Origin of the sequence: Nostocoides sp., assembly GCF_035343835.1 — a bacterium.
In the GTDB taxonomy this organism is placed as follows: Bacteria; Actinomycetota; Actinomycetes; order Actinomycetales; family Dermatophilaceae; genus Nostocoides_A; species Nostocoides_A vanveenii.
Genome location: NZ_DAOQZV010000157.1, coordinates 1 through 1266 on the forward strand (window position 1 = coordinate 1; position 1266 = coordinate 1266).

The 1266-nt window shown below is 71.3% G+C and carries 1 protein-coding gene and 1 riboswitch; the gene reads right to left on the bottom strand.

Annotated elements, in window-relative coordinates; all coding sequences use genetic code 11:
* Positions 1–166: 166 nt before the first annotated feature.
* Positions 167–886: a transglycosylase family protein gene (locus PKH97_RS11325; protein WP_324387546.1), complete on the bottom strand. Its 720-nt coding sequence runs from the start codon at positions 884–886 to the stop codon at positions 167–169.
* 11 nt (positions 887–897) lie between these two features.
* A riboswitch (cyclic di-AMP (ydaO/yuaA leader) is annotated at positions 898–1054 on the bottom strand.
* Positions 1055–1266: the final 212 nt, after the last annotated feature.

Consider the following 1266-nt stretch of genomic DNA (forward strand, 5'->3'; position numbering starts at 1 on the left):
CGATCGGGGCCGCTTGACGGGGCTGAACCGGCCCCTCGACGGGGCTGAACCGGCCTCTCGACGGGGCTGAACCGGCCTCTCGACGGGGCTGAACCGGCCTCTCGACGGGGCTGAACCGGCCTCTCGACGGGGGGAGCCGGGGGCGAGGGCCGCCGTGTCGGTGCTGTCAGAGGACCTTGTTGAGGTAGGTCTGCAGGGCCTTGGTCGTGCTGGAATCCCAGATGCCGTCCTGGGTGTGGGCGACGACCTTCTGCAGGGCCTTCGTCGTGATCGGGCCGATCACGCCGTCCGCAGTGACCTTGAGCTTGGTCTGGAGGGCCTTGCGGTCGCTGAGGGTGAAGCTGCCGTCGACCGGCCGGCCGATCCACTTCTCCATTGCGCCATAGGTCTTGGGTCCGAGCACGCCGTCGACGACGAGCTTGGTCGAGGAGCTACCACCGGTCGAGCCGCCCGAGCCCGTGGTGTCGGTCCAGGGGTCGACCGCGAGCCCGTTGGTCACGGTCAGGCCGGCCCGCGCGCCGCAGACCGGCCACGCACCCGGGCCCTGGACCTTCAACACGGCCTGAGCGATGTAGATCTGGGCGCCCTTGCTGGCCTGGTGGGCGTAGGGCGCGTACTTGCCGCCGCCGAAGCCGGTCCAGGTGGATGCCGAGAACTGCAGGCCGCCGTAGTAACCGTTGCCCGTGTTGATCGACCAGTTGCCGCTGCTCTCGCAGTCGGCGACCGCATCCCACACGGTGTCGGCGTGCGCCGCGGTCGGGGCGAGGATGGCGCCGACAGCCGCGGCCGAGCCGGCGGCGGTGAGCAGCGCACGACTGGGGCGGCGGGCGGCGCGGTGGCGGCCGGCATATGGGCTGGATGAACGGAGGGTGGCGCGAATGGCCATGGGGGAGTGCCCTTTCCTGACGTCGCGCCGCCGGGGTTAGCTGTCGGGTTAGGGAGGTCAGGTTCCCCGCCGGCTCGGCCGGCTGCACCCCAAGGCCAGCATCGATGCCGGCCACACGTGGGTCCCCCAGCCATCCGTGCGAGTGACTCGCGTCGGCGGCCGCTGGATGGTTGGGCGCGCGGCCGCCCGGGATGAATGGTGAAGTGTGTGTGTGCAGTTGTGGCGGTCCGTGGACCGGGTCACACCGTAGGGGCTGCTGGTGCGCCTGTGCAATCTCTGTTCGCCCGCCGTGAGCGCGATGCGCCGCGGATCCCCGCTTCCGCGCGGGCCCAACTGCCTCGCCACCGCTGGGCAGCCGGGCACGGACAAGCCCGAACCCC

Excerpts from the sequence above, each read along its gene's own strand:
- PKH97_RS11325 (WP_324387546.1), bottom strand. The coding sequence starts at position 886 with ATGGCCATTCGCGCCACCCTCCGTTCATCCAGCCCATATGCCGGCCGC.